Below are 3,942 nucleotides of genomic sequence, written 5' to 3' on the forward strand. Positions count from 1 at the left end.
CACACTCAGATGCGAAGAGCCCCTTATCTGAACCATCGGACACCGCCTTGATGCCGTCGGCCATCACCGTAACCTCTCCGCTGGAAGACTCCACCGCGTCCGAGACCACCACCTCGGCTCCGCCGGACCCCTCCGGTGCGGACGCGACCACGACCTCCGGAACGACCCCCACCGCGACGACGAACGACACCACCACCCCGCCGGCGACGAAGACGGCCACCACCGTGCAGACCACCACCACAACGTCCGCATCCCCGACAACCGTCATCCCCTCCGACCCCGGCACCCTCTCGGCGTCCGCGGACACGACGACAGTAGGAACCGTCGAAGTGGACGGAGCCGAACTCGACGTCGTCGTCAAGGGAGACACCGTCCCCACCGGAACCCGCACCGCTCTGGCCGCGCTGGACACCTGGATCAACGAGGGCGTCCGCCCGAGCGGGGACTGGACGACCTTCACGTCGAGCGACCCGGACTCGGACGGGTGGCGCTGGGCCGCCATCAATCAGGAGACCGGGACGGTCGTCTACATCCGCTGACACCCGTCGCGACGTGCCGAGACGGGTGTGAGATTCGCCACTCGCCGGGGGTGGTCGTAACGAATCGGCTACCAGCGGCCATACTCTGGATGAACCGGCGATCATCGCGGGCCAGCCCGTACCGGAGACCCCTCCTCCGGACCGATCGCCGAGTGATGGCTTTTTCGGAGGAGCTATGCGGATTCGACACGCGGCCACCGCGCTGGTCGCCCTCGGTTCCGCTTCCGCCTGTGCACTCGGCGCCACCCTGATCCTGCAGGAGCACGGGGAGGAGGCCCGGGAGTCGGCGCTGCGCAGCTCCTCCTGGTCCGTACAGGCCTCCACGGACTTCGGCACCACCTGGACCGCACCGATCTCCACCTACGGCGGGCACTTTCCCGTCCGCGTGGACACCGCCGGGCTCCGCAACCGTTCCGCCTACCAGCCCCTGACCCTGCGGACGAGCGTCGACTCCCGCTCGGAGGCCCACGTGATGATCGGCGAGGGCGCACTGGTGGAGGGCAACCCCACGACCGCCGCCGACGTCCGGATCAGGGCGGTCACCACCAGCGGGGGCGCGTGCGCCGCGCCCACGTTCACCAGCGGCACCCCCAGCGTCCTAGCTGGCGAGGGGACCCGGCCCGAACCCGTGGACGCCCCCACTGTCGACGAGCCCCTGGTGCTGCCCGCCGCCACCCGCACCACGCCGGGAGCACCCGTCACCGTGTGTCTGGAGCTGAGCATGGACTCGGAGTCCCCGGCCCCCGACTCGGTGCTGATGCTCGCCTGGCCCATCGAGATCACCCGCGCGGACGCCGGCACCTGACAGGCCGGGTCGTCACCTGACCGGCGCTCGAGCCTGCCGGCCAGATCTCACGAGCCGTCCTGGACCGCCTCACGCCGCCGGGCGGCCATCCGGTACACCTGCTCGTGAGCAGCCATGATCTTCGCCGGATCCGCTCCCTCGACTCGCGGCGGCGCCGACCGGGGTTCGTCGATCGCGGTGCGCACCGCCCACGTCAAGCTGCCGGGGCCCCGGGGGTCGTACACCTGGCCCGAATGCTCGTCCGGATCACAGCGGTCGAACCACTGCTCCCGCAGGAACCCCACGGCAGGGAGCACGGGCGTCACCCCGAGGTCGCGGCACAGCTCCAGCCAGGTGGAATGCGTGGCGAACCGATAGGGAAGCACGCACACATCCAGGGCGGCGAACTCGGCGAGGACGGGCCCCAGGTCGCGGGCCTCGTAGCGGATCAACCGCACCGACTCCCACCCGCCCTCCGCCGCGAGTTCGGCCACCAGGTGGTGCCCGCCGCTCTCGCGGTCCTCACCGCACGCGTCGCGCCACGCCTGCGCCTCCACGACGATCCGCAGGTGCGCCCCCTGCCGGCCGGTCGCCACGGGCGCCAGCAGGTCGAGGAGTTCGGGCCCCTCGATGTTCTCTCCCATCCGTTCCAACAGCACGCCCACGACAGTGTCCCCGGGTGCCCGGAGGTGCTTGGAGGCGCGGATGGCGGAGGAGATCTCGGCCTCGTCGAGCAGTCGGGGATGCGGCACCACCATCGCGTCCACACCCCACCGCACCCACAGTTCCCGCGCCGCGACCTCGGTGAGGGTGAGCACCTGCGCTGCGGCCCCGACCAGCGTGCCGGTGTACCCCCGGTGCGGCCGCGAGTCCTCATGGGAGGGGTAGACGATGTCGTGCACGGTCAGCACCATCGGGACCCCGGCGCGGGACAGGTGCTCGATCACGTCCCGGGCGCTCTCCGGATCCAGGTAGTCGTAGCCGAAGTGCACGTGGGCCACGTCCACGTGCTCGAGGTCTTGGTCGGGGACCGGGCCGGGGTCCTTCGCATACGTGCCCGGGTGGGATTCGCCGTTGACCACGCCCGGCCGCATCGGGACCATCTCGAGGTGGTCCGACCACGCCAGTCCCGTGATCCTGCGGACGGCCGGGTGAGCGGCGGGAAGCACCGCCACCCTCGTCCGGGACGCGCCGCCAATTGACCGCATAAAACTTAGTTTAAACCCCTACGCAAGTCCTCGATGAGGTCTCCGGCGAATTCCAACCCCACAGAGAGCCGGACCACGTTGTCGGTGATGCCCACCGCGGCCCGCGCCTCCGGTTCCATGGACGCGTGGGTGGTGGTCGCGGGATGGGTCACCAGGGACTTGGCATCGCCGAGGTTGTTGGAGATGTCGATGACCCTCAGCGCGTTGAGGAGTGAGAAGCAGCGCTGCTTGCCCCGATCCGCCTCGTCGTCGTCGAACTTCAGGCCGAACGTCACCACCGACCCACCGCCCGACATCTGCTCCGTGGCCAGGTCGTACTGCGGGTGCGAGGGCAGCATCGAGTACCGGACCCAGTCCACCGCGTCGTGCGACTCGAGGAACTGCGCCACCTCGAGCGCATTGGCGGACATGCGCTCGACCCGCAGACTCATGGTCTCCAGACCCTTGAGCAGCACCCAGGCGTTGAAGGCGCTCATACCGAACCCTGCATGACGCATCAGGTTCTGCACGGGTCCGCTGATGTACTCCTCCGGCCCCAGCACGGCGCCGCCGAGGACGCGCCCCTGGCCGTCGATGTGCTTGGTGGTGGAGTAGACCACGATGTCCGCGCCCAGCTCGAGCGGCTTCTGGTGCAGGACGGTGGCGAAGACGTTGTCCACCACCACCTGCGCGCCGGCCGCGTGCGCGAGGTCGCACACCGCCCGCACGTCGACCAGCTCCTGCATGGGGTTGGAGGGGGTCTCGAAGAACACGGCGTCGGTCGGCTCGCTGAGCGCCTCCCGCCACTGGTCCAGGTCGGCGCCGTCCACGAACACCGTCTCGACGCCCCAGCGCGGCAGGATCTCGTTACAGATCACGAAACACGAGCCGAACAGCGCGCGCGAGGCCACCAGTCGCGAGCCGTTGCCCAGCAGCGCCGCCAGCGAGACGAACACCGCCGACATGCCGGAGCTGGTGGCGAAGCACGCCTCGGCGCCCTCGATCTGCCGCAGCCGCTCCTGGAACATCGCCACGGTGGGGTTGCCGTAGCGGGAGTACACGAACCGCTGGATGTCACCGTTGAACGACGCCTCGGCCGCCTCGGCCGACTCGTAGACGTATCCGGAGTTGAGGAACATCGGCTCGGTGGTCTCCTCGAAGCCGGTGCGCATCTGCCCGGCCCGCACGCCCAGCGTGTCGGGGTGGAGTCCGTCGGGGAGCTCGTTGTTTCTCATCCGCTGCTTTCTGAGTGTCGTCGGTGGTGCGGGAGGCGGGTCGGTGCAGGTCAGGACTGACGCCAGGGAAGTCCGGCGACCTTCCATCCGTTGACCGAGCCGCGGTGGCCCGCCGCGTCCGGGTCGCCCTCGAACCCCTCGGCCACGTTGTAGGCGGGGCCCAGGCCGGCGGCGGTGGCCACGCTCGCGGCGGCTGC

Annotated in this window: 5 protein-coding genes and 1 pseudogene; 2 read left to right on the forward strand and 4 right to left on the reverse strand. The window is 69.9% G+C overall.

Annotated features, from left to right (window positions below):
* Positions 1 to 307: hypothetical protein (locus G6027_RS07850; protein ID WP_182636688.1), on the reverse strand; the 307-nt coding region annotated here is incomplete at its 3' end.
* 22 nt (positions 308 to 329) lie between these two features.
* Here G6027_RS07850 and G6027_RS07855 point away from each other — a divergent pair.
* Together G6027_RS07855 and G6027_RS07860 are read left to right on the forward strand one after the other, a co-directional pair.
* The gene (locus tag G6027_RS07855; RefSeq protein ID WP_182636689.1) at positions 330 to 539 is read left to right on the forward strand and encodes a hypothetical protein; all 210 of its coding nucleotides are present in this window, start codon (positions 330 to 332) and stop codon (positions 537 to 539) included.
* A gap of 175 nt (positions 540 to 714) precedes the next feature.
* Positions 715 to 1,344, forward strand: coding sequence for a hypothetical protein (locus G6027_RS07860; protein WP_182636690.1), 630 nt, complete (start codon positions 715 to 717; stop codon positions 1,342 to 1,344).
* 47 nt (positions 1,345 to 1,391) lie between these two features.
* Here the strand turns inward: G6027_RS07860 and G6027_RS07865 are convergent, their stop codons facing one another.
* The 3 genes and pseudogenes from G6027_RS07865 to G6027_RS18695 form a co-directional block, all read right to left on the reverse strand.
* The gene (locus tag G6027_RS07865; RefSeq protein ID WP_187702713.1) at positions 1,392 to 2,531 is read right to left on the reverse strand and encodes a hypothetical protein; all 1,140 of its coding nucleotides are present in this window, start codon (positions 2,529 to 2,531) and stop codon (positions 1,392 to 1,394) included.
* 5 nt (positions 2,532 to 2,536) lie between these two features.
* The gene (locus G6027_RS07870; protein ID WP_182636691.1) at positions 2,537 to 3,745 is read right to left on the reverse strand and encodes an O-succinylhomoserine sulfhydrylase; all 1,209 of its coding nucleotides are present in this window, start codon (positions 3,743 to 3,745) and stop codon (positions 2,537 to 2,539) included.
* A gap of 50 nt (positions 3,746 to 3,795) precedes the next feature.
* A pseudogene (locus tag G6027_RS18695) lies at positions 3,796 to 3,942 on the reverse strand (rhodanese-like domain-containing protein); the annotation flags it as partial.

Source organism: Dietzia sp. SLG310A2-38A2, assembly GCF_014145095.1.
In the GTDB taxonomy this organism is placed as follows: Bacteria; Actinomycetota; Actinomycetes; order Mycobacteriales; family Mycobacteriaceae; genus Dietzia.